At 33.3% G+C, this 23,591-nt stretch carries 23 protein-coding genes; 14 read left to right on the forward strand and 9 right to left on the reverse strand.

Translation table 11 applies throughout. From position 1 onward, the window contains the following. The first annotated feature begins 11 nt into the window (after positions 1-11). From ABD940_RS21285 to ABD940_RS21345, 13 genes are all read left to right on the forward strand, one after another. Positions 12-1,121: an alpha/beta hydrolase gene (locus ABD940_RS21285; RefSeq protein ID WP_345208315.1), complete on the forward strand. Its 1,110-nt coding sequence runs from the start codon at positions 12-14 to the stop codon at positions 1,119-1,121. 94 nt (positions 1,122-1,215) lie between these two features. Next, positions 1,216-1,605 (forward strand): cupin domain-containing protein, encoded by a 390-nt coding sequence (locus ABD940_RS21290; RefSeq protein ID WP_345208317.1) that lies wholly within the window; start codon positions 1,216-1,218, stop codon positions 1,603-1,605. Between the two features lie 287 nt (positions 1,606-1,892). Beyond that, a complete protein-coding gene (locus tag ABD940_RS21295) occupies positions 1,893-3,155 on the forward strand; it encodes a TolC family protein (protein ID WP_345208319.1) in 1,263 nt (420 codons plus the stop codon). 3 nt (positions 3,156-3,158) lie between these two features. Next, positions 3,159-4,085: an efflux RND transporter periplasmic adaptor subunit gene (locus ABD940_RS21300; RefSeq protein ID WP_345208321.1), complete on the forward strand. Its 927-nt coding sequence runs from the start codon at positions 3,159-3,161 to the stop codon at positions 4,083-4,085. 94 nt (positions 4,086-4,179) lie between these two features. Further along, complete coding sequence (locus ABD940_RS21305; protein ID WP_345208323.1) at positions 4,180-7,197, forward strand: efflux RND transporter permease subunit; 3,018 nt, start codon at positions 4,180-4,182, stop codon at positions 7,195-7,197. Between the two features lie 165 nt (positions 7,198-7,362). After that, positions 7,363-7,650 carry a hypothetical protein gene (locus ABD940_RS21310; protein WP_345208325.1) on the forward strand — a complete coding sequence of 96 codons (288 nt, stop codon included), beginning with the start codon at positions 7,363-7,365 and terminating at the stop codon, positions 7,648-7,650. Between the two features lie 9 nt (positions 7,651-7,659). Next, entirely contained in the window at positions 7,660-7,971 is a 312-nt protein-coding gene (locus tag ABD940_RS21315) for a phosphatase PAP2 family protein (protein ID WP_345208327.1), read from the forward strand. Between the two features lie 4 nt (positions 7,972-7,975). Beyond that, complete coding sequence (locus tag ABD940_RS21320; RefSeq protein WP_345208329.1) at positions 7,976-8,650, forward strand: response regulator transcription factor; 675 nt, start codon at positions 7,976-7,978, stop codon at positions 8,648-8,650. Between the two features lie 6 nt (positions 8,651-8,656). Continuing rightward, positions 8,657-9,916 carry a PorY family sensor histidine kinase gene (gene porY / locus ABD940_RS21325; RefSeq protein ID WP_486303708.1) on the forward strand — a complete coding sequence of 420 codons (1,260 nt, stop codon included), beginning with the start codon at positions 8,657-8,659 and terminating at the stop codon, positions 9,914-9,916. A gap of 83 nt (positions 9,917-9,999) precedes the next feature. Then, positions 10,000-10,404, forward strand: coding sequence for a hypothetical protein (locus ABD940_RS21330; RefSeq protein ID WP_345208333.1), 405 nt, complete (start codon positions 10,000-10,002; stop codon positions 10,402-10,404). Positions 10,405-10,666: 262 nt separating this feature from the next. Next, positions 10,667-11,257 carry an HD domain-containing protein gene (locus ABD940_RS21335; protein WP_345208335.1) on the forward strand — a complete coding sequence of 197 codons (591 nt, stop codon included), beginning with the start codon at positions 10,667-10,669 and terminating at the stop codon, positions 11,255-11,257. Positions 11,258-11,271: 14 nt separating this feature from the next. Beyond that, entirely contained in the window at positions 11,272-12,060 is a 789-nt protein-coding gene (locus tag ABD940_RS21340) for a phosphatase PAP2 family protein (protein WP_345208337.1), read from the forward strand. 9 nt (positions 12,061-12,069) lie between these two features. Next, positions 12,070-12,486, forward strand: coding sequence for an EamA family transporter (locus tag ABD940_RS21345; protein WP_345208339.1), 417 nt, complete (start codon positions 12,070-12,072; stop codon positions 12,484-12,486). A 166-nt stretch (positions 12,487-12,652) separates the two neighbouring features. Here the strand turns inward: ABD940_RS21345 and tpiA are convergent, their stop codons facing one another. From tpiA to ABD940_RS21365, 4 genes are all read right to left on the reverse strand, one after another. Beyond that, complete coding sequence (gene tpiA / locus ABD940_RS21350) at positions 12,653-13,411, reverse strand: triose-phosphate isomerase (protein WP_345208341.1); 759 nt, start codon at positions 13,409-13,411, stop codon at positions 12,653-12,655. 98 nt (positions 13,412-13,509) lie between these two features. Beyond that, positions 13,510-13,857: a tellurite resistance TerB family protein gene (locus ABD940_RS21355; RefSeq protein WP_345208343.1), complete on the reverse strand. Its 348-nt coding sequence runs from the start codon at positions 13,855-13,857 to the stop codon at positions 13,510-13,512. 80 nt (positions 13,858-13,937) lie between these two features. Beyond that, positions 13,938-15,050, reverse strand: a complete 1,113-nt coding sequence (locus ABD940_RS21360; protein ID WP_345208345.1) for a BT_3928 family protein — start codon at positions 15,048-15,050, stop codon at positions 13,938-13,940. A 1-nt stretch (position 15,051) separates the two neighbouring features. Then, on the reverse strand, positions 15,052-15,618 hold the full coding sequence (locus ABD940_RS21365) for a DUF1599 domain-containing protein (RefSeq protein ID WP_345208349.1): 567 nt from the start codon (positions 15,616-15,618) through the stop codon (positions 15,052-15,054). Between the two features lie 92 nt (positions 15,619-15,710). On the opposite strand from ABD940_RS21365, the gene folP reads away from it, so the two are divergent. After that, the gene (folP, locus tag ABD940_RS21370; protein WP_345208352.1) at positions 15,711-16,553 is read left to right on the forward strand and encodes a dihydropteroate synthase; all 843 of its coding nucleotides are present in this window, start codon (positions 15,711-15,713) and stop codon (positions 16,551-16,553) included. 182 nt (positions 16,554-16,735) lie between these two features. Here folP and ABD940_RS21375 read toward each other — a convergent pair whose 3' ends face one another. The 5 genes from ABD940_RS21375 to ABD940_RS21395 form a co-directional block, all read right to left on the reverse strand. Beyond that, positions 16,736-16,972 carry a hypothetical protein gene (locus ABD940_RS21375; RefSeq protein ID WP_345208354.1) on the reverse strand — a complete coding sequence of 79 codons (237 nt, stop codon included), beginning with the start codon at positions 16,970-16,972 and terminating at the stop codon, positions 16,736-16,738. A 13-nt stretch (positions 16,973-16,985) separates the two neighbouring features. After that, positions 16,986-19,193, reverse strand: a complete 2,208-nt coding sequence (locus ABD940_RS21380; RefSeq protein ID WP_345208356.1) for a hypothetical protein — start codon at positions 19,191-19,193, stop codon at positions 16,986-16,988. A 131-nt stretch (positions 19,194-19,324) separates the two neighbouring features. Then, the gene (locus ABD940_RS21385; RefSeq protein WP_345208358.1) at positions 19,325-20,002 is read right to left on the reverse strand and encodes a hypothetical protein; all 678 of its coding nucleotides are present in this window, start codon (positions 20,000-20,002) and stop codon (positions 19,325-19,327) included. Then, positions 20,002-20,754: a hypothetical protein gene (locus ABD940_RS21390; protein ID WP_345208360.1), complete on the reverse strand. Its 753-nt coding sequence runs from the start codon at positions 20,752-20,754 to the stop codon at positions 20,002-20,004. Before ABD940_RS21390 ends, ABD940_RS21385 begins: the two co-directional genes overlap by 1 nt. A gap of 85 nt (positions 20,755-20,839) precedes the next feature. Further along, complete coding sequence (locus tag ABD940_RS21395; RefSeq protein WP_345208362.1) at positions 20,840-23,296, reverse strand: DUF5686 family protein; 2,457 nt, start codon at positions 23,294-23,296, stop codon at positions 20,840-20,842. Positions 23,297-23,591 lie beyond the last annotated feature (295 nt).

The raw sequence follows: 23,591 nt of genomic DNA on the forward strand, positions 1-23,591 counted from the left end.
AAATATATCATATGAAAAATATAATAGTTTCAGCATTTACCTTAATAACAGGAGCATGGACGATTACAACCAATGCTCAAACTTTAAAAAATCAAAAATCAACAACAAAAAAAATGGAAAATACAGAAAAACCAAAATACGAAACCAATCCTTTTACACTCGTTTACGAAGGTGCTATTACGGAAAATATACCGGGAAAAGTGAATATTCATCCCGTTACTTATAAAATCAAAAATATAAATATTGTTGCCAATGTTTACACGCCACCGAATTACGATGCAACCAAAAAATATCCGACTGTCGTAATTGCTCATCCAAATGGAGGTGTGAAAGAACAAACGGCAGGATTATATGCACAACGTTTAGCTGAACAAGGTTTCATCACGATAACTGCCGATGCGGCTTATCAGGGAGGAAGTGGCGGTACACCGAGATATATAGATATTCCGGCAAACCGGATCGAAGATATTCACGGAATGGCAGATTATATTTTGCAGTACAAAGGGGTTGATCCTTCAAAATTAGCTTTGTTAGGAATTTGTGGTGGCGGTGGCTACTCACTGAAAACGGCAGAGTCAGACAAAAGATTCAAAGTTGTGGCAACGATAAGTATGTTTAATTCCGGATTGGTGCGTAGAAATGGATTTTTAAATTCACAGGTTTCTACGATTCAGGAAAGATTAAAGCAGGCATCGGACGCACGTACTCAGGAAGCTGCAGGTGGAAAGGTTTTATATATCGGAGGAAATGCAAAGCCTTTGACCGATGAAGAAATTGCGAAAATTCCGTTTGATTTTTACAGAGAAGGTTATATTTATTACAGCAAAACGCACGCACATCCCAATTCTTTTGGAAAATATACAACAAGCAGTCTGTTAGATTTAATGACTTGGGATGCGACAGATAATCTGGATTTGATCGAACAGCCTTTATTAATGATAGCAGGAAGTAAAGCACAAACACTTTATATGACCGAAGAAGCCTTTCCTAAGGCGACCAACTCAAAAAATAAAGAATTATTTCTTATCGATGGCGCAACACACATTGAAACCTATTGGAAACCAGAATATGTAAATCAGGCAGTTGATAAATTATTACAATTCTATTCAAAATCTTTGTAAATCAAAATTCTGTTTAATGACATACACGAAATTTTTATTTATTTTCATTTTTACACTAAATAATAGCTTTGCGCAAATCCAAAAGAAATATAGTGTGGACGCAGAGACTGTTTTTGATAAAGGTGAAAAAATCAATAACGATAATTTTACAGGAACGGCTTATCTCAAAATGCTGACAACACACGATAAAGAAAATCCAACAGCAATAGGTAATGTAACTTTCGAACCTGAAGCAAGGACAAAATGGCATTTACATCCTGCCGGACAAATTCTTTTAGTTACTGATGGAATAGGATATTATCAGGAAAAGGGGCAGTCAAAAAAAATACTTTACAAAGGTGACGTTATCAAGTGTCCCGCAAATGTTGAACATTGGCACGGAGCAAGTGACGATAGTTATTTTGTCCAGATTGCAGTGACCAATAATGATAAAGGTTCTGCGGTTTGGCTGCAAGCTGTGAGCGATGAGGAATATAATAAATAAATATTCTGAAGAACTTTTTGGAAGACAAATACTAAAAAAGTATACTTAAGCGAAGTTATTCCAAAAGATAAATTGATAATAAAAAAGACTGATGCAATATCAGTCTTTTTTTATAAATTATCTAGATTCAGTTTTTATTCAAAATTCCTCCAGACTTTCTTCCAAATTGTTACAGATCATCGATCAGATTGAATAGTTCATCAATTGATAACTATTTTTTGTCTATTGCGAATAATTCAGAATTTCTACAAAATCACATCTAATCTTTACAGCATAATTAACAGATTATGGATACTTTACGTACATATCTCATTCGTAGTTTATTGTTTTCGATGCTGTTTTTCAGTTGTTTTAAAATAAATGCGCAGTCCAATACTTTGTCTTATTTTCTTGCGACGGCTCAATCCAACAGTCCGCTTTTAAACGATTACAACAATCAGGTTATTTCCAATAAAATTGACAGTTTAAAACTAAAAGCAACTTATGGATTTATCATTACCGGAGAAGGAAGTGCGGGTTACTCTCCCAATGTAAAAGGTTGGGGATACGACAGTGCTCTTACAAACGGACAATCTCTTTTCGCAGGTGTTCGTGTTGCCAAAGAATTTATCAGCCGAAATAATTTAAATACAAGACTTGCCGGAATCAATGCAAGTATTTCGCAGGTTTTAGCGCAGAAAAATATAAGCCTTCAAACGCTGAAAAAACAGATTACCGATCAATATATTGCCACTTACGCAAGTCAGCAACAGTATAATTTAAGTAAAGAAATCATTCATTTACTCAATCAGGAAGATGTTGTTTTGAAAAAGCTTACCCAATCTGCGGTTTTTAAACAAACGGATTACCTTACTTTTAAAGTTACCCTTCAACAAAATGAATTAACCTTAGAACAGCAAAAAGCCGACTGGCAAAATAATTATTCGCTGTTAAAATATCTGTCAGGAATCGTTGATGATACTTTTGAACCTGTAGAAAAACCTTCTTTTATTGAAACATTGAATCCAACTTCTTTTGATGAAAGTATGTACGCAAAAGCTTTTCAGGCAGACAGTTTAAAGTTGAAAAATGACGCCAAAATAATCCAATACGATTATAAACCTAAAATCACAGCTTTTTCAGATAGTGGTTACCAGTCTTCATTTGCATTAACTCCTTACAAAAATTTCGGAATGAGTGTGGGAGTTGGCGTAACGATCCCTATTTACGATGGTCATCAGAAAAAAATGCTGTTGCAGCAAAATCAATTATCACTTGATACTCGAAAGAAATATCTCGAACAAACCCAAAGACAATATCAACAACAGATTCTTCAGATTAATAACCAAATGGATCAATATGATAAAATGATTAATACTGCCAATCAGCAAATTACTTATGCAAAAACTTTGGTTGAAGCCAATGCAAAACAGCTTCCGACAGGGGATGTAAGAATGGTGGATTTTATTTTATCCATTAATAATTTACTGAGTCTTAAAGGAAATATCATTCAGTACAATACAACATTATTCAACCTGAAAAATCAAATGCAATATTTAATCATTCAATAAATTATGAGAAAAATAATCACCCTCATTATAGTTTCTATAGTTGTTTTCAGTTGTAAGAAAACTGCTGATTCGGCTCCTGCAGACGTTACTGCATCAGATGCAAAGCTCAAAACATTAGTTACTGTAGCTTATCCTTCTGATACAGCTCAACTCAATAATATGATTACGCTGAATGCAACAGCAACTTACCTGTTAAAATCTGATGTAAAAGCCAACAGCAATGGTTATATCACAAAAATGACTATCAAACTAGCCGATCGTGTTGGTAAAGGTTCGGTACTTTTCGGTTTACAGACCAAAGAAGCAAGAGCATTAGGAAATACCATCAATAAATTGGATAAATCTTTCCGTTTTAATGGCGCAACGACGGTAGTAAGTCCTGCAACAGGTTACGTCGCAATGCTGAATCATCAGATTGGAGATTATGTTCAGGATGGGGAAGTTTTGGCAAACATTACAGATGCAAGCAGTTTCGGTTTTGTAGTTGATGTTCCTTACGAATACCTCCAAATCATCAAAAGTAAAGGTTCTTTACCGATTACTTTACCCGACAATACGGTTTTGCAGGGAAGAATCGCAAAAGTGATGCCTTCTGTTGATGCAGTTTCCCAAACCGTGAAAGTGCTTTTACAAGTTCCCAATAACAATATTCCTGAAAATCTGATTGGTACGATTAGCTTTTCCAAAACTTCAGCTTATGGACTTTCCGTTCCTAAAATGGCGGTAGTAAGTGATGAAACACAATCTTCCTTTTGGGTGATGAAATTAATCAATGATACGACAGCCGTAAAAACAGAGATCACAAAAGGAGTTGAAACCGATAAATATATCCAGATAAAATCAGGGAATTTGACAACGAAAGACCGAGTAATTATCTCAGGAAATTTCGGATTGAGTGATACTGCAACTGTGAAAATACAAAAACCTTAATCTCATGAAATGAGCCATCGAAATCTCGTCAACTGATAACAAAATTTACTTTGGCGAATTCTATTTGGCAATTTTAAAAAATATACAACTACAAATGAAAAAATCATTTTTTGTAACCTATAAAAGTCCTTTGCTGGTATTGATTTTCCTGATTCTGGCGAGCGGAATTTATTCTTATACCAAAATTCAATCGGCTTTATTTCCTCAGATTACTTTTCCGAAAATAAAAATCATAGCCGATGCAGGACAACAGCCTGTCAATCAAATGACAGTCGGTGTCACTAAAGTCTTGGAAGATGCTGTGAAAAGAGTTCCCGATTTACAGGTTTTAAAAAGTACCACCAGCCGGGGAAGCTGCGAAATTTCCGCTTTTATGGATTGGAATGTGAATGTAGATTTAGCCAAACAGCAGATTGAAAGCAGTGTGAATGAAGTTCGAAACCAATTACCACCCGACATCAATATTTCCGTTGAAAAAATGAATCCGTCGATTCTTCCGGTCATGGGATATTCGTTAAATTCGACTTCAAAAGATCCGATTGAACTGAAACAGTTGGCGCTTTATACCATCAAACCTTTTCTTTCACAGGTTGCGGGAGTGAGTGAAGTGAGAATTATCGGAGGACAGGACAAAGAATTTCGTGTGGTAATGAATCAGGCGATGATGGCGAGATTGGGTGTTACGCCCGCATCGGTACAACAGGCGATTAATAATAGTAATTTTATTAAATCTAATGGTTATTCCTCAGATTTCAGATATTTATATTTAACCCTTACCGATGCTCAGATTCGCAATGAAAGTCAGCTTAAAAATCTGGTAGTAAGCAATAACGGCAACCGAATCGTTTTGTTGAGTGATATTGCTCAAATCAATGTTCATAATGCCAAACAATATATAAAGGTAAATGCTAACGGACAGGAAAGTATTCTGATTGCTATTATCCAGCAACCCAATGCGAATGTGGTAGATTTAAGCAAAGCGATGGAAGCAAAAATTGCGGAACTGCAAAAAGCCTTACCCAAAGATATTATCTTAAAACCTTATTATGTTCAGGCAGATTTTGTAAACGATTCCATTAAAAGTGTTACTGATGCTTTATGGATAGGGTTGGTTTTAGCAATTATCGTGGCGATTATTTTCCTTCGTTCATGGAAGGCGAGTGCGGTTATTTTAATCACAATTCCGATTACATTAAGTCTTACAATGCTTGTCCTTTATACGATGGGACAGACGTTTAATATTATGACTTTGGGAGCAATTGCCGCTGCGATAGGATTAATCATTGATGATGCCATTGTTGTGGTTGAACAAATTCACAGAACGCATGAGGAACATCCCGAAGAGTCTTCAAAAACGCTGGTGCAAAAAGCCATTAATTATCTGTTAAAAGCAATGGTTGGTTCTTCGCTCAGTACGATTGTGATTTTCTTGCCTTTTATGTTGATGAGCGGTATTGCAGGAGCTTATTTTAAAGTCATGACAGACACGATGATTATCACGTTGATCTGTTCATTTTTTGCAACATGGATCTTATTACCCATCGTTTATTTATTATTGTCATCAGGGAAGAAAAAAGAAAAAAATCTCCAGCATCACGATGTAAAAGAAAGAAAATGGGTAGGATTTTTTATTAGAAAACCTTTATTCAGTTATGGTTTTATTGTAGTGTTGATTATTGCGACAGCAATTATTCTTCCCAATATCAGTACCGGATTTTTGCCTGATATGGATGAAGGAAGTATTGTTTTAGATTACAATTCTCCTCCGGGAACTTCACTCGAAGAAACCGACAGAGAATTGAAAGAAGTCGAGAAAATTATCACTTCAACACCGGAAGTTGCAGCATACAGCCGAAGAACAGGGACTCAGATGGGATTTTTCATTACGGAACCAAACCGGGGTGATTATTTAATTCAGTTAAAGAAAAACAGAAGCAAAACGACGAATGAAGTTACCGACGATATCCGGGCGAAAATTGATGCTTCAGGTTTGCCGTTGACTGTAGATTTCGGACAGGTGATTACCGATATGCTCGGAGATTTGATGAGCAGTGTTCAGCCTATTGAAATTAAAGTTTTCGGAACCGACCAGAAAGTCATTGAAGATTATTCTCAGAAAATAGCCGGAATTGTGGAGAAAGTCAACGGAACAGCCGATGTATTCGACGGAATTGTAATTGCAGGACCATCGATGGTTGTTACTCCGAAACTACCTGTTTTAGCGCAATACAATATTTCGTTACCCGATTTTCAGAATCAGTTGCAGGCAAATTTAGATGGAAATGTAGCCGGAAATATTTTTGATAATGTCCAATATACGCCGATTCGATTATTGTACAACGAAAAAAGTAATCAGTCTTTAAGCGACATCAACAACAGTATGATTGCTTTACCCAACGGAACTTTAAAACTTTTGAGTGAATTTGCAACCGTAAGTGTAGTAACAGGTTCAGCCGAAGTCAACAGAGAAGATTTGCAGACGTTGGGAATTGTAACGGCAAGACTTGATAATGGAAATCTGGGCGGAACAATTCAGGAAATTCAGAAGCAGATCAATCAGAAAATAAAACTGCCAAGCGGATATTCTGTGGTGTACGGCGGTGCATATGCAGAACAGCAACAATCGTTTAAAGAATTATTAATTATTCTGGTTGTTTCCAGCTTATTGGTTTTTTCGGTGATGCTGTTTTTGTTCAGAAATGTTTTAGTTGCTTTTATTATCTTATTTGTTTCGGTTTTAGGACTTTCAGGAGGGATTTTATTATTGTATTTCACAAATACACCTCTGAATGTCGGAAGTTATACAGGACTCATTATGATGGTCGGAATCATAGGAGAAAACGCCATTTTCACCTACCTGCAATTCCACGAAAGTTTAGCGACGAAAACCAAAGAGGAAGCTGTGATTTATGCCATCAGCACAAGACTTCGTCCAAAATTAATGACCGCTTTGGGAGCAATTATCGCCTTAATGCCTTTAGCATTGGGAATCGGAACGGGAGCACAAATGCATCAACCTTTAGCCATTGCTGTTATTGGCGGGTTTATTGTTGCATTGCCGCTTTTACTAATTGTTTTGCCGACATTATTGAGCAAAATACATTTTAAATAAAAGTATACATTAATAATTATAATGGGGTTGACGATAAGAAATATTCAGAATTTATTCAGAATCAGGTTTTTATTTTGTTGATATAAAATCTTTAATATGAAATCAATTTCTTTTCAATCTAAGGAAATAATACCATTTGTGTATGGCATTTTTACAGTGCTTATCATGATATTTCTATTTTTGAGCTTATATGTCATAACAGAACCTCCTCAATATCTGGATATACATATTTCAAAGGAAATACAGGAAAATCAAAGTTCAGGATTGAATCATTTTATGATCTGGGTGAGTTGGTTTGGAAGAACATCTGTGTCCGGAATAATAGTGGTTTCTTTTTCGATCATTTTATTTTTATTACACTATAAAAGACAGGCAGTTTTAATAATATGCACCTTATTCTCAGGTGCAATAGGATTGTTTTTCAAAGTAATAATCAACAGACCACGCCCATAGGCAAAGCTTGTGACATTGCTTGAAGACACCAAATATCAAAGTTTTCCCAGCGGGCATGTCTTATTTTACACAGTTTTCTTTGGTTCTTTAATTCTCATGGCAATAAATACAACCAAATTGAATTTAAAAATAAAAATAACGCTCATAATAACTTGCCTTGCAATGATATTTTTGGGTGCAGTATCGAGAGTTTACTTAGGAGCTCACTGGTTTACCGATGTTTTGGGAGGTTTTATTCTCGGGTGTATTCTTCTGTTTGCCACAGGATATTTTTATTTGAATAATCCAAAAATATCCTTCAATAATAAAAAAATAAAATAAAAATATGAAAATACTTATTATTGAAGATGAATTGGCTTTAAGTAAAAGCATTGTAAGCTATTTAAATTCTGAAAATTATCTGTGTGAAGTTGCCCATAATTTTAATGAAGCCATCGAAAAGGCAGATTCTTATGATTACGATTGTGTTCTTTTGGATATTTCGTTGCCCGATGGAAATGGTTTATCAGTTTTAAAACTTTTAAAAGAAAATAATAAAACGGAAGGAGTAATCATTATTTCTGCAAAAAATTCAATTGAAGATAAAATTGAGGGACTGAAATTGGGAGCGGATGATTATCTGCCGAAACCTTTTCATTTGTCAGAGCTTAGTGCCAGAATCGCCGCAGTAATCCGCAGAAGGAGATTCAATGGGGATAATATTCTGATTCATAATGAAATTACGATTGATACATTGGCGAAAATAGTCACAGTTAATAATGCTTCTGTTGATTTAACAAGAACTGAATACGATCTCTTATTGTATTTTTCAGTAAATAAAAATCGGGTACTTTCCAAAGCTGCCATTGCAGAACATTTGTCGGGTGAAGAAATATATCTATATGATAATTATGACTTTATATATGCACACATCAAAAATATGAAGAAGAAACTTACCAAATCAGGTTGTAATGATTACTTGAAATCGGTATACGGAATGGGCTATAAATTTGAAATTTAATCCGTCATGAAGCTGATCCATTATATTTCCAAAAGGTATATTATTTACTCTGCAATCATATCAATTATCGCAATTCCATTATTTTATTTGTCATTACAACGCTTATTATTAAGGGGTTTGGATGAAGAAATGAAACAACAGAAAAACTGGATCGAGCAAAGGTTGCACACGGTTTCTCCAAAAAATTTTATGTCTTTTGAAAATAATATTACAGTTGTTCCTTCGAATAGTTCAAAAATATCAGATTTATTTTCCGACGAACCTATTTTTGTTAAAGCTGACCAAGAAGTTGTGATGCATCGCGTTTTAATTTCCAATATTACTGTAAATGGGAATAATTACAAAATTCGTATTCAGAAATCGATGATCGAAGATGAAGATCTTCTTCAAAACATATTGCTGCTTCAGTTTGTTTTTATATTCGTGCTGATCGTAGGTTTAGGACTCATCAATTTTTTTATATCCAAAAAGATTTGGCTGCCCTTTAATGATATTGTCGAAAAAATGAAGAATTATCGGGTTGATTCTTCTGATACACTAAGTTTTATGCCCAGCAAAATTGTTGAATTTAAAGATTTACGAAATTCAATAAGCGAGTTGATACATAGAAATGAAAAGTTGTATAAAGCTCAAAAAGAGTTTACTGAAAATGCCTCACACGAGTTGCAGACACCAATTGCCGTTTTCCATAGTAATCTGGAATTATTGATGCAGACAAATCCCATTTCTGAGGAACAGGCAGAATTAATAGAGGAAATATTTTCGTCCGGAAAAAAGATGCAGAGGATTAATAAAACTTTATTGCTGTTAACAAAAATTGAAAATAATCAGTTTCCGAATACAGAAAAGATAAATGTCAACAGTACATTTCACAACCTTATAAGACAATATAAGACGAGACAAATTATAAAAAATCATGAGGTAAATAAGATTCTTGCAGATGAAATAGAAATTACGGCAAATCCAATCCTTATTGATATTTTATTTGGAAATCTGTTGTCTAATGCATTTAAATATACAGACGATAATCAACAGATAAATATCGAAATCTCGAATAAATCGGTTTGTGTAAGCAATGAAACACAGCAAAATACAGGAAGATTGAATGAAGGGGAATTGTTTCAACGTTTCAAGAAGCAATCGAACGATAATCGAAGCCTTGGATTAGGATTGGAGATATGTAAAAAGATATGTTTCTTATATAATTACAAAATCACTTACGATTTTAAAGATCAAAAGCATTTTTTTACAATTTATTTTGAATAATTTTTACTTGTACTCCAAAAATTCAGCATCTCTACAGATTTGGTTTGCAGCTTTACCATGTTAATTAAAAATCATATTTAAAAATGAAAAAAATAATTTTAGTAATGGCAGCAATGTGTATTGGTTCTTTAGCATATTCGCAAGAGAAGAACGACAAGGAAGAAGGTACAGAAGTGCCGGAAATTGTAGAAAAAGCATTTCAAAAAGCTTATCCGAATGTAAAAGCAGAATGGGAAAATGAAAACGGAAAGTATGAAGGTTCTTTTAAATATAAAGGACAAGAGATGAGTGTTTTATATAATGCTCAGGGAATTTTGGAAGAAAGAGAAACTGAAATTAAGGTTAATGAGCTTCCATTAAAAATTCCGGTTTACATAACAAAAAATAAACTGGGAAAAATTAAAGAAGCAGCAAAGATTGTAAAAGCCGACGGTACTGTAAATTATGAAGCAGAAATAGATGGTGGTGATGCCTTATTAAGTATTTAAGAGGATTGATTATTAGTGGAGGCTACTAAATTTTAGAAGCTTCCATTTTTTTTGTTCAATCGCTATGTCTGATTTTCAAAATTCTAAATTTCTTCTAAATCATTACTGATTATTGTATAAAAATTAAATGTAATGAATAGAATCAGATTATCGCTTTTCAAGAAAAATCCAAAAAAATAGATTTGTCTACACAAGTGATGATTGTTAGGAAATGCAGATAATCAGACTAGGATACAATTACAAGTTTTAAAATACGACGGTCATGAATAATTTAATAGAAGCTGTAAGCAATTATGTAATATTATTTCTTTCAAAGAATCTTTCGGATCAGCTTACATTTCACAATATCGGTCATACCTATGATGTTGTTGGTGCAGTGCGCGAAATTGGTCTTCAAACCCATCTTTCCGAAAAAGAACTGTATGCTGTACAGGTTGCTGCATGGTTTCATGACTGCGGATATGCGAATAGATATGTCGGTCATGAGGAAGAAAGTAAGAAAATAGCAGGGAATTTCTTAGAAAATTTCGGATGCGAAAAAGATTTTATTGAAACTGTTTCAAACTGCATCGAATCTACAAAATATCCTCAACGTCCAACATGCTTAACCGATCAGGTGATGTGCGATGCAGATATGTTTCATTTAACAAAAACCAATTACCCTAAATATGAAAAAGCTTTAAGACTGGAGTTCGAAAAATACCTTGGGCTCATTTTCACCGATGAAGAATGGAAGATGGAGAATAGTGATTTTTTTAGAAATCATCAATATTTTACAGAGTATGGGCAAAATGTCCTCGCAAAATTTAAAGAGGTTAATTTCCGGCTCATGAATTATTCCAACAAATTTTAATACCCCAAAAAGAAATGTCAAATTATCGTCATAAAGCTGTAGTTGGTCTTTTCATTTTAGCATCAGTCTTCGGAAAAGCTCAAAATAATGATACCATTCAGGTTCAGGAAACTAAAAAAGACAGCGCAGTTAGAGTAAGCACAGAAAAAAATACGCTGAATTATAAAAAATTAATTATTCCCACTGCATTTATAGGATACGGAGTTGCAAGCTTAAGTGTAAAAGGCTTAAAACAACTGAATTTCTCAACCAGAGATGAAATTAATGAACACAAACCCGATCACATAAGACTTGATAACTATACCCAATTTGCACCTGCAGTTTTGGTTTATGGTTTAAATGCTGTGGGTGTAGAAGGAAAACATAATTTTAGAGACAGATCTATTATTTACGGAACATCCATGTTGATCACCTCTGCAATCGTAGTTCCTTTAAAACACATTGTAAAAGAGGAAAGACCGGATCAATCTAATAATCTTTCTTTTCCGTCGGGACATACGGCAATAGCTTTTGCTTCCGCTCAGTTTATGTTCAGGGAATATAAGGACACGAATTTTCTGTTGGGAATTTCGGGATATTCTCTCGCAATTTTCACAGGAATTTACAGAATGCTGAATGATAAACATTGGGTAGGAGACGTTGTCGGCGGTGCAGGTTTTGGGATTCTTTCAACAGAATTGGCATATTGGTTATATCCTAAAATTAATAATTTATTAAGCGGTAAAAACAAAAATACAGCAACGATGGTAATGCCTTATTACCAAAATAAAACAGTAGGAATAGGTCTTGTTAAAAACTTTTAAATAATAAAAATGTGGTTCTATTATGCTTTATTATCGGCTTTATTTGCAGCATTTACGGCAATTTTTGCTAAAATAGGAGTGTCTAATATTAATTCTAATCTGGCGACAGGAATCAGAACTATTATTATTCTGATCTTGGTGTGGAGCATTGTGTTTATAAAAGGTGAAGCCAAAGACATTGGTTCATTATCCAGATTTAATATTATTTTTCTTGTGTTATCAGGAGTTGCAACGGGATTGTCGTGGCTGTTTTATTTTAAGGCTTTACAAATCGGGAAGGTTTCGCAGGTTGCAGCAGTTGATAAATTGAGTGTCGCCATAGCCATAATTTTTGCGGTACTGTTTTTCAAAGAAACGTTGACTTTAAAAACAGCAATCGGAGCTTTATTAATTATTAGCGGAACAATATTATTTGCCTTCAAATAAGCAACAATTATTATCTATTATTACAAGTTTTGATAAAGTTGATATTCAAGTAATCAGATTTATAAAAAGCGGTGATTTTGTTATTAAATCTCCGCTTTTTTTTTCTTTTAAACATGAAAAAAGACCGTCAAACTGACGATCTTTATATGAAATATTTTAATTCAGATTAATTAAATCCTTCAATTATTTTAGAGAAATCTTCCAGTTTTAAAGCTGCTCCTCCGATCAAACCACCGTCAATATCAGGCTGAGAGAAAATTTCTTTGGCATTATCAGGTTTTACAGAACCTCCATAAAGGATAGAAACTTCGTCAGCAACCTCTTGTCCATATTTTGCAGCGATGATGCTTCTGATGTGAGCGTGAATTTCCTGAGCCTGTTCAGGAGTTGCAGTTTCACCTGTTCCAATTGCCCAAACTGGTTCATAAGCGATCACTACTTTTTTGATTTCTTCTGCAGAAAGAGTGAAAAGAGCAACTTCAGTCTGGTTTTTCACTACCTCAAAATGCTGTCCTGCTTTTCTTTGCTCTAAAGTTTCTCCGTTACAGTAAACAGGAATTAAACCTTTATCTAAAGCCAATTTTACTTTTCTGTTACAGTGAGAATCTGTTTCACCATGATATTGTCTTCTTTCAGAGTGTCCTATTAACGAACCTGTTGCATCGATGGATTCCAGCATGTCTACAGAAATTTCTCCTGTATAAGCTCCGCTTTCGTGCTCGCTTATGTCCTGAGAAAATATTCCGATTTCGTCTTTTTCGAAAATATCTTTCGCCATCATTAAATATAAAGATGGAGGAGCGATCCAAACTTCACAATTCGTAGCATTATTATTTTTATAGCTAAGTAATTGAACCATTAATTGTTGAGCGTCAATTACATTTTTGTTCATTTTCCAGTTTCCTGCAACTATTTTTCTTCTCATAGATTTTTATTTAGAAGTTAGAGGTTAGACATTAGAAGTTAGAATTACAGTAAGTTTTAGACTAATTTCTAACTTCTAATATCTAATTTCTCAATTAATTAAATATTCCAAAGGTTTTTTAAAAGCGTGTAGAAAGTATGTTCTTCATCAGTTACTTTATTATCCGCTTTAATTAATGTTTTTGCAAATTGAATAAAACTTTTGCGTTCCTCTTCCGTAGAATCGTCTAAGAAACAGCTAGCGTGGAATTCAAAATGACCTTTCCATTCTTCCGGCTGAAGCAAAGCGATTACTTCAAGTTCATTATCCAAATCCACTTTAAAAGGAAATTCATCCGCTAAATATTGCTGAACAAGCATTCCTTCTTCAGGAGCAAATTCTCCGTCTACAGAAGAAAGAATCATCAATAGATGGTAACCGGCAATCGATTTATTTGATTTTTGCATTATATAAATGTATAGTTTGTTGATAGTTTATAGTCGAAGGTTGATTGTTAAAAATTGACAATTCAACATTCACAATTTTGTTATTTCAGGTAGTCTTTTGCAGGCTGTTTGTCTACAATTTTTCCGTTTTGTAAAATTAAAACAAACGGATTACTTCTCGCAATTGTTTTAATGGCAGTTCCGTCCATCATTGTATTTTTAATGGTTTTAAATGTATTAGGAAGTGTTGAAACTCCATAGATAACATTCGCTCCTTGTGTTTTAACTTTAGCTTCAAGCTGTTTCATTAATTCGGGGGAAACTTCCTTCGGCTGATAAGAGAAAACCAGGATTGCTTTAGGAGCAGTAATAATTTCTTCCGTTACCTCCAATCCTGTCGGATCTTCGATTTTGAATTTTGCAATTTCAGATTTGTACCCTTCTTTTATTAAAACAGATTCGTTTTTTCCTTCCTCGATTTTCCAGGGTGAACCTTCTGCCCAATATTTTGTTTCTTTAATATAATCGTCCTGATTTATTTTTAAAACTTCTCCCGTTTTTGAATTTTTAAGAGAATAGAACGTTTTGTATTCTGATGGATTTTTATTGATTTTTGCTTTCTCAGCTTTAAGATCTGTTCCGATTTTATAATCACGGAAATCGATAAGCGGTTCGTGAACGATTCCATGAGCTCCTACCAAGATCATTCCGATAGAAAATATCGCCAATAAAATATATTTAAATTTATTTCCCGTTTCTTTTTTAGAACTGTAGCTGTAAGCGTCTTTTTTCTTAAAGTCTTTTCTGTAAAGGATAAATACAACGATTAATCCTACCAAAAGCACAATATCTTTAATGAAACTTTGCCAAGGCGTAAATTTAATAGCATCTCCAAAACATCCGCAATCCGTTACTACATTAAAATAAGCCGAATAAAACGTAAGGAAACCAAAGAAGATACAAAGCGCAATTAATGCTGAAAGTGTGAATTTAAGTTTTAATTTAATCAAAAGCATAAATCCAAGAAGAAGTTCTAAAACCACTACAAATACTGAAAGTGGTAACGCAAATTTCTCAAAAAATGGCATGTCAAAAACATTCGGAGCAAAATATTCTTCCATTTTAAAGGAAAAACCTACCAAGTCCACAGCTTTTACGAAGCCCGAAAGGATGAATATAATTGCAATTAGGAAACGTAATAAACCTTTTATCATTTTAAATAGTTTTGGATTCGACGTTATTTTCTTTTTCAGAGAATTTTATTAAACAGAAAACGGCATAATTCAGCATATCAAAATAATTGGCATCTAAACCTTCTGAAACGATAGTAACACCTTGATTATCTTCAATTTGTTTTGTTCTTAAAACCTTTTGATAAATAAGATCTGTAATTGAAGAAATTCTCATATCTCTCCAAGCTTCGCCATAATCATGGTTTTTTCTTTCCATTAAATTTTTAGTTTCAGTGGAATATTTATCGTAAAGATTTAAAATCTCTTCTTTATTTTCGTTAAAATCATTAGAAAAACCTTTTTCAAGCTGAATCAGTCCGATGATCGAGTAGTTTACGATCGCGATGAATTCGTCCTCCTCACTTTCGTCCACCATTTTTTTATCGGTCATTTGTAACGTTCGGATTCTGTTGACTTTAATGTAAATCTGATCCGTAATCGAACTTGGTCTTAAAACTCTCCATGCTGCTCCGTAATCCTGTAGTTTTTTGCTGAATAATTCGCGGCACTGACCAATAACTTTCTCGAACTGTACTGATGTTTTTGACATAAACTCTCTTAATCTTTCAAATATACGAATTAGGTTTTAGGTAACAGGAATCAGGGCTTAGTTTTTTAGGGAGAAGTTAGTATTTTTGCGGTATGCAAAATCATTTATCATCTATCAATCATTCATTGAACTGTAACGGCAGATTAGTCGATCTTACGATTCCAAAAATCATGGGAATTCTGAATTTGACTCCGGATTCTTTTTCTGACGGTGGAAAATTCAACAATGAAAGATCCGCGTTAGAACAAACTGAAAAAATGTTGAAAGATGGAGCTGAAATTATTGATATTGGACCACAATCCACAAGACCAAATGCAGAATTTCTAAGCGCTAAGGAAGAGATTGATAGAATCGGGAATATGATTTCTTTAATTAAAAAAGAGTTTCCGGAAGCCTTGATTTCTCTGGATACTTTTTATTCTGAAACGGTGAAATTTGGTTTTAATGAGGGAATAGATATTATTAATGATATTTCGGGAGGTCATTATGATGATAAAATGTTTGATACAGCTGCAGAAACAAAGCTTCCATATATTTTAATGCACGTAAATCCTTCATACGAAACAATGCATGACAAAATAAAATTTGAAGATATTATTCTTTCGGTAAATCAATATTTTTCTGAAAAAACGACTGAATTATTAGAAAAAGGAGTGAATGATATTATCATTGATCCAGGTTTCGGATTTGGAAAAATGGTAGAAGATCAAATGAAAATGATCGATGAGGTAAAATATTTAGGTTTCGGAAAATTTCCTTTGTTAATTGGAATTTCAAGAAAATCTTTTATCTATAAACCTTTGGGAAAATCCCCGTTAGATATTAATGAAGAAACACAAAAATTGCATTTGAAAGTTTTACAACAGGGAGCAAGAATCCTGAGAGTTCATGATGTTGCAGAAGCCAAGAAAACGGTTGATGAGTTTTTGAAATAATCGTTTAATTTATACAATAATGTCATTCTGACGAAGGAAGAATCTGTTTTACAGCATGCTTCGAGAACCTCAGCATGACTTTCTAATACTAATCCTTTTATTTGTAGTAATGTCATGCTGAGATTTTCGAAGCATTATTGATTACACGAACAAAAAAAGTTGAGCAAAAACTCAACTTTATATTAATTTATATTCGATAATTTATCGGCAAACTGTTTCGAAAATTCTTTTCTGTCTTCTTCCAGTTTTTCTTTTTCCGACGGAAGAATGTAGTTGAAAAGTATTTTATCTTCGTTGTCTAAAAAGATAATTTCTTTTTCATTTCCGTCCATCATCTGAGCGAAAATTTCCCACATCGAAGTGTCTTTTAGTTTTAATAATTCGAAGAATTGATCTGCCTTTATTTCGATTTTTTGCATTGTTTATTAATTTTTAAAATTCTAATAGTTTTAATTTAAACTGAATGGCAAAGTTCTGCATAAAATTCGGAGTTGTATAATATCCGACTCTGTAAAATAATCCCAAATTGAAGTAACTTGACAGGAAATTATTCCACTCCAAGCCAACTTCCTGATACAAATGATTCAACGGACGGAATCTGAACTGATGATATTCAGGATACTTCATATTTCCAACAGTTCCTCTTAACACAAAGTCAAAACTTGAAATATTCTGCCCAAAACTTTTAAAATAAAAAGGAACTTTATGAGTGAAATAATAGGCAACAAATCGATCATTGTAATATTTTCCTCCTTCCAAAGTTGCAAAACCAAGAAATGAAGTGAGGTTAAAATTAAAATCTCTTCTTGGCGAAGCAAGCCCGTTCATTGTGAAATTCTTCCAGATCGGCGCATCTCCGAAAACCATTCCGCCATACAATCTGAAGCCTGTAGTTCCGAATAATGATTTGAAATTGTGTACAAAAAGCGCATCAAATCGGGTATAATTAAAATCTCCGCCAAAAAATTTATAACTCTGTTCGTAGTTAAAGTACACCTCAGGATATTTTTGATCGATCAGCGATTTTCCCTGTGGCGTCATGATATTTGTAGAATTCGGAGAATATTTTAACGTAAATAATGTGTTGAAATTATCAAAAGCAGGACCTCTGTTTCTGAAAGAATAATCAAACATAGCCTCTTCAAAACTTCTTTTTGCTGCAAAAACCAGCGTCAAACCGTTTGTGACATCATTTAAGTAAGAAACGGAAGCTCCTTTGTAGCGATAATAACGGTCATTATTCAAATTATTCCCATAGTTTGCCGTTCTCATTTTAAAACTCCATAGTCTTCTGTAAAATTCTCCGGAAGCTGTCACATCATCGTAATAATCAACCCTGAAATAGGAGTCTTTTTCCAAAGTTGTTTTTATATCCAGACCGATTCTGTATTTCCATTTATCATCTTTGAAGCCGTAAGCAAATGTATAATCCGGTGAAAAATAAGGACTGAAATTTTCATTAAGTTTAGCTTTTAAACCAACTCTGAAACCTTCGTACGAATTATAATTTACAATTTCATCCACTGCAAAATCCACAACACCTACTTTTATCTGTCCATTCAATAATAAACCACTTAAAACCTTTGCTTTACGGTCTATATTATATTTTTTTCCAAGGCTGTCGATGGTTTTATAAGTATTCTTTTCACGCTCTGTCAAAGGATCGGTACGATATTGATCCAATGTTTTTCCCTGAATATTTTTTACAGAAAATGTATAGCCGTTGAAATCACTTTTATTGTTCTCTGTAGGCGATTTGTAATCAAAATATCTTGAAGTTAAAAAGGCATAAGTTCCAAAGCTCTGTTTCTTTTTTTTCTCACTTTTGTCATCAGGATGTTCTTTGTCTTCTTCTTCCATCGCCATGTTGCTCATCTTCAGTTTTACTGTTTCATGAGCCAAAAACCACTTGTTGTTGAAGTAGATCCAGGTACTTGTAATGATTCCGTCGTTTTTGTTTTTGCTGAAATTCTCGATTTTTTTAATTCCGAAAGTTTCAGTATCTACATAAATCGCTCCGTTGTATTTCCTTTTCTTATCAGGTTTTTTATAATTTACCTCTCTGAAACGAATGACGAAATTTTTTCTTCCATCCATTTCTATCGTGTCAGTCAAAAAGAATCTGTAAAGACCTCTGTTTTCCTGTTTCAGTTGATCAGGAAGTTTGTCTCTGTTGCTCTGTTGCAGGGCAATCATTTCGTAGATGGGCTGTTTCAGTCCTGAAATTCTATTGTCTAGAATATTGATCTTTTCACCGTATTTTTTTGAGTATAAAAATTCCTGGGCTCTTTCCCAAAGAAATAATTTGCTCTTTGAAAATATTTGTCTTGCGGATTTGTTGTTCAGTGAATCTTTTTCTCTCTTTTTTTTGAATATTCCCGTTTCTTCAAAAAACTTGTTGAACTGAGAAATGCTGTCTTCATCGATATCCAATGAAATTTTTTCGTACGATTTGTAAGAATAAGAATCCAGTGTTTTGGGAGAATTTTCGTGGAATAGCTGATTGACCTTGTTGAGAATTTTCAAAGCTTTCGGATCGCTTTTATCTTCTATCACAACTCCTTCAATAGATGTAACTTTTGATTGTGAATAACCAAAAATAGATGTGATAAAAAATATAAACAGTAAAATCCTTTTCATAGAAAACTTGCCAAAATTAATAATATTTATTGTCCTGGAAAAGTTTTATTAATTGATATTAATAAGAGTTGTGATTGGAAGTATCTTTTAGGTTTAAAATAAAAAAAATCCCGAACAATCCGGGATCTTATTTATTTCGATATTTGAGTTATAAAAGTGATTGCTTTGGCTTGAAGTTCTTCTTTTGAAAGTTTGCTGTTTTCAAATTCAAAAGATGTGAATTGTCCGCTTTCTGTCGCCAACAAAGCACAGCCATTATATTTTTTTCCTTTATATTGATAAGTGTAACTTACAAATTTGGAATCGGGATCATCAACTTTTACCTTTATATTCTCGATATTTCTTTTTTGTTTTACAGCTTTAAAGTTGTTCATAATATCTTCTTTTGAACTGTAAGAATGAAGAAATATGCTTGTGTTATCGGGAAGTTTCACTGCTATCTGAAGAGAATCATCATGATTTTTCTGAATAAAGCTTTTTGGTTCAACATTTATTTTTGAGGTGATATCTATTGGAACTAAAGTATCGCTTTTCACTTTTACCACACGAAAAATTGCCTTTTGTGCATCATTGAGTTTGTTGATACTGTCGTAGTTTTCGTAAAACAAATCATTCGATTTACTGTCATTTCCTTGAATATCCTTACTATTATTACCGTAACGCTCGAAAATAGAATTTGTATTCTGATAGCTCGTGTCTGAATATGAAGATCTATCGGATGATTTACTGCATGTAATTGCAAGCCTTATAACTGCCAGTAAACAAACTGCGACGCTTAAAATGGTTTTCCAAACCGGTTTGTCGTTCATTATTTTAGGTCTTCTTTGGTAATGGTAATTTCTTTTATTGTTGTTCCTTTTGCGTCTGTGTATCGATATTTAAGATTTTTTACTCCTAAAGCATCTGTTTTAGTAAAAATCTGCTGAACTTGAGGTGATCTCAACATTTCATCTTTTAAAATCTGCTCAGAACCTTCTGTCTTTAGCATTTCTTTAAGATCGTCGGGAACTTGTGCCGTATATACAATATTATTTTCCTCATCTGCTTTAATGCTCATAATTTTTATTCCTGTTGCTTTGTCTTCGGAAGGAAGATTTTTATTGAAAACTTCAAGAACAGTATTTAGCTGAGAAGCTCCTGCATTTCCTTGTGAGATCGATTTCAGTTCTTTGGCAGCATCACCTTTTAGACTTTTATTGTCAATAACCTCATCTGCAATTAAGTGTGCACCAATACCATAAATTTTAATATTAAATTTTACACCGCTGTTGAGAAGTTCCTGTCCTTCCGGTTCGCTTTTAATAGCTTGCCCGATGAGTTCGGGAAGAGAAGATTTAATGAGTGCACTTTCCATTTCATCTCCTGCCTGACTTGATGTATTCACTTCAATCGTAATTTCATCATGACCGGAATCGATGGCTTTTGTGGATTTTATCATATAGCTTGTCATCATAGAAGATGAACGGTTGTACATATCTACAAAGTCTCTTATTTTGTCACTTTTTGTTTGGCAGGCTGTAAGTAATATTGCGGTAAAACAGGCAATAAGTATGTTTTTCATGGTAATTTTTTTGAAAGATAATAAAAAAACAGAAACTATAAGGTTTCTGTTGATATTTTCGTTGTTTCTGTGGTATAACTTTAGTTTAATTTAAAAGGTTAAATCTTAGCTTAATTCCAAAATTATCCTTGAATTCGGAAGTTTGGTAATGTCCTAATCTGTAAGAAAAGCCAACACCAAAATTTCTTCCTAAAAATCTGTTCCAGATAAATCCGACTTCCTGATAATAATGATCCAACACCTGAAATTGAAACTGATGATCCGTTCTGTTTTTCATATTGCCGATAGCTGATTGATATTCAAGCTCGATATTGGAATATCTTTGACCAAAAGTTTTGAATCTGAAAGGTAAATATTGTGAAACTTTAAAAGCAATAAATTTATCTGCAAAGAAAGTTCCCGAAGGCATTGTTGTAAATCCTAAATTGGAAGGAGTACTTATATTTGAATACCATTTGTCAACATTGCTGTCGCTTTGCCCTGCAATTTCAAAATTCTTCCAGATCGGAGCATTTCCTGAAGATATTCCCCCGAAAAGTTTGATGTTTGTATACCCCAATTTGGATCTGAACTGATGAATGATCAAAGCATCCAATCTGTGATAATCCAAATCTCCACCCAACGTTTCAAAGCCTTTTTCATAATTCATAAAAATCTGAGGATAGCCTTTTTCATAAGTGTATTTTCCACTTGGTGTCATGATATTTTTATCATTCGGTGCAAATTTTAAAGATAATGTTGCACTTGTATTGTCGAAACTGTTGCCTAAATTCTTATACTGATAATCGAAACGCGCCTGTTGTTTTTCTTTATTCACGGCAATTTTCATGCTCAATGAATTGGAAATATCATAAAGGAATGAAGCTCCCCATTTCTGATTTTTATAAAAAGTTCCGTTGTGAAGATCCAGATTAATATCCGAAATTTTCATCATCATATCCCACATATTATTGCTGAATCTTCCTGCAGCAAAAACATCGTCTACATAATCAATACGGAAAACTGAAGTTCTTTTATCAGATAATTTTACATCTAAACCTAAACCATATTTCCAGGTGTGATCTTTAAATCCATATCCAAAATATCCGTCGGGAGAAAATGTTTTGCTGAATTTTTCATTTAACTTCACTCCGGCTCCCAAACGTAAACCTTGATATTTATCGTAACTGAAGATTTTAGTAATGTCAAAATCAATCATTTTGTAGCGTAGATTTCCTCGCATCAATTGAGTTAAAGTATTCAGTTTTTTCTCAAAATCATTTTTTTGGACAAAACTGTCAATTTTTGTGTACGTTGCACTTTCTCTTGTAGTAAGACTGTCGGTTCTGTATTTATCCAAAAGGCTTCCGTCTGAGTTTTTCATTTCCAGGGAATAGCCTTTAAAATCAGATGCTTTTTGAGCTTCATTGAGTTTAAAATCAAAGAAACGGTTTTTTACATACAGATAATTTCCGAACTTCTTTTTGTTATATTTTGCCTTTTCACCCGGTTTTAAACTGTCTTTTTTTGAAGTATCAAAACTCTGGCTTCCCATTTTTAATTTAATGTCTTCATAATCCAAAAACCATTTTCCGTCAATCGGTTTCCAGACAGAAACAATATCACCTTCGTTTTGTTTTTTGTTGACGCTTTCAAACTTTTTCAACGCATAAGTTTCAGAATCGACATATATTTTTCCATTGAATTTTCTCGGATTTTGTTTCTTTTTGTCTGTAATTTCTTTGAATTTAATGACATACGTTTTTCTGCCATCAAGTTGTAACGTATCAGAAAGATAAAAATTAAAAAGCTTTCTGTTTTCAGGACGGATTTGTCTCGGAACTCTGTCCAAATGAGAAATGTTTATAGCCAATGCCTCGTAAATAGGATTTTTAAAACCCGACATTCTGTTGTCGATGATATTAGTTTTTTCTCCAAAACTTTTAGAATATTTGTATTCAGTAGCTTTTTCCCAAAGAAACATCTGGCTTTCTTCTGTCGCACTAATGAAATCTTCTGCAGTTAATGAATCCTTCTTATCTTTTTCTGTTTGTTTAAGGTCTTTTTTATCAACCTTTGAAAGAGAATCTTTTCTAACTGCTAAGAAATTTTTATAAGTGTCAACAGAATCTTTATCTACATCGATAGAGAATTTAGCATATGATTTAAAATTGTAAGAATCTAAGGATTTCGGAGAATTTTCTTTGGCTTTTTTGTTTACCTCATCCAAAATTCTCAATGCTCTCGGATCGCTTTTATCCTGAATAACAACTCTGTCGATATTGTCCATTTTCTCAGATAAAGGCTGCATCGAAATTTCCATTGATTTTCTTACATCTACCAAAACATCCTGAAAATTACTGGCGAGAATTTCTACCTTTTTACATTTGGTTTTAAAAGATAAATTGCCGCTAAAATCTGTTTTTCCAAGAAGTTCGTCATCACAATACGCCGCCGCATTATGAATAGGCTGTTTATTGGTTTTATTGAGAACTTTTACCTGATTCTGGGCAAAAAATAATACTGTAAAAAATAAAAATAATGGAGATAAAAATTTTGTCATTAGTTTTTTTATAGATAAGACAAAACTATTGATAAGAAGGTTACAAAACGATACGAAAAAATATAATCTTTTGTTAAAAATAAAATAAGCTGTATTTCAATTTGATACAGATGTTTTTTATGTTGTTCAATTCTCTTAATGATGAAAAATGAATTTTTATTTAAGAATTTTTAAGGCTTTTTATTTCGTGAGTTCAAGTAAGAACTATTAAAAAAATAGAACATAGAAACTTCAGCTTTTTTCATTTAAGCAAATAAAATTGCTTTGTGTATGGATATTATTTATTTTTAACAAA

The sequence above is a fragment of the Chryseobacterium ginsengisoli genome, assembly GCF_039542325.1.
GTDB classification, from domain to species: domain Bacteria; phylum Bacteroidota; class Bacteroidia; order Flavobacteriales; family Weeksellaceae; genus Chryseobacterium; species Chryseobacterium ginsengisoli.